Origin of the sequence: Herbiconiux daphne, from assembly GCF_024979295.1 — a bacterium.
Classification (GTDB): domain Bacteria; phylum Actinomycetota; class Actinomycetes; order Actinomycetales; family Microbacteriaceae; genus Herbiconiux; species Herbiconiux daphnes.
Window position 1 is genome coordinate 1 of the sequence record NZ_JANLCJ010000143.1, and the last position, 1,083, is coordinate 1,083.

2 protein-coding genes are annotated in these 1,083 nt (G+C 46.5%); both read left to right on the plus strand.

All coding sequences use genetic code 11. The annotated features are described in order from the left end of the window. The first annotated feature begins 116 nt into the window (after positions 1-116). Positions 117-701, plus strand: a complete 585-nt coding sequence (locus N1032_RS23645; RefSeq protein ID WP_259542821.1) for a TerD family protein — start codon at positions 117-119, stop codon at positions 699-701. Positions 702-773: 72 nt separating this feature from the next. Further along, positions 774-1,083, plus strand: a 310-nt coding sequence (locus tag N1032_RS23650; RefSeq protein WP_259542822.1) for a TerD family protein, incomplete at its 3' end; no start/stop codon positions are given.

Sequence of the window (1,083 nt, forward strand, 5' to 3'; positions counted from 1 at the left end):
GCGAATCTCATGCCTATTACTTTTTCACACGATTACGGATGGCATCCAAAGCTATCGCTTTCCATTATGAACGCATTTATGGTCAGCGGTTAACATGTTCTGCATAAGGAATTAAAATGGCTATTATCCTCGCTAAAGGCGGTGAAATTAACCTGACCAAAGCTGCTGCGGCTCTGACCCAGTATAAATTTGGTCTGTCATGGGACAAAGATGCTGATCTCGACGCAGTAGCAATTCTGCTGGGTGAAGACGGTAAAATCCTGCCTCCAGACGATGGCCACATCAGTTACTACGGTAACTGCACCAAAAACAAATTCAAAAATCCTGAAAACCCGGTCGCTGGTCTGGTTCACTCAGGTGATGCTCGTAACGGCGCTGCTGAAGGTGATGATGAAACTATCACCATCGACACAACCAAAGTAAGCGACAAAGTTAAAGCAATTCTGCTGGCGGTCACTTCTTACAGTGACGGCGACGCTGTTCCGTTTGCTGCTGCCGCTGCTCCGGTAGCCAAACTGTACAACGACAAAGATCAGGCGCTGTTTGAAATCAAACTCGATGAAAACGCTGCGTTCTCTACCTGCGTCGAATTCATCAAACTGGCTCGCACTGCTGAAGGCTGGGTTGTTACCAACCTGACCAACCCTATCGGCGCAAGCAACAAAAACGGCCTGACAGACCTTCTGGCGGCTTATCAGTAATAGCCAGTAGTTTGTATCACTTTCTTAATTAAACGTCCCTGAGAGCGTTCTGGGACGTTTTAGGAGGTATTAATGGCTATCATCTTGAATAAAGGTGAAACCACTGCTGTAACTAAGAAAGATTCGGATACTCCCGTAATCAATCTTACTTGTGGCGCAAGCTGGGGTAAAATCGCAAAATTGGGTCAAACCAAAGCTGCGGGTTTCCTCGGCAAGCTTCTAGGCAAAGTCGGTGCTGCCGATGTTGTCTATGAAGATGTTGATCTGGACTTGTCTCTGGTCTTCTTTGACAAGAGCAAAACCTGTATCGGCACCTGTTACTTCGGTAACAAAAATGTGTTCAGTGGAGCAGTTCTTCACAGTGGTGATGATCTGGTAGGTT

Coding starts and splice junctions, on each gene's coding strand:
- N1032_RS23645 (WP_259542821.1), top strand. CDS start 117: ATGGCTATTATCCTCGCTAAAGGCGGTGAAATTAACCTGACCAAAGCT.